Below are 245 nucleotides of genomic sequence, written 5' to 3'. Positions count from 1 at the left end.
TCAGCAGCGCGCCGAAGGCCGCGATGACGAACCAGCTCAGCAGGGACGGGTCGTCGAAGTGCTGGACGCGGCGGGTCACGCCCAACAGGCCGAGGACGTAGAGCGGCATGAAGGCGAACCAGAACCCGGTCAGCCAGAACCCGAACGACACCTTGCCCCAGAACTCATCGAGCTTGAAGCCGAAGGCCGTCGGGAACCAGTAGGTGATGCCGGCGAGCATGCCGAACAGCACGCCGCCGATGATC

1 protein-coding gene is annotated in these 245 nt (G+C 65.3%); it reads right to left on the bottom strand.

What is annotated here, in order from left to right; all coding sequences use genetic code 11:
* Positions 1-245: cbb3-type cytochrome c oxidase subunit I (locus tag AC0IWM_RS23860; RefSeq protein WP_471759163.1), on the bottom strand; the 245-nt coding region annotated here is incomplete at both ends.

It is taken from the genome of Methylobacterium sp. AC433, assembly GCF_979253015.1.
The sequence above is the reverse complement of the archived record's forward strand: the minus strand, read 5'-3'. Positions and strand labels throughout refer to the sequence as shown.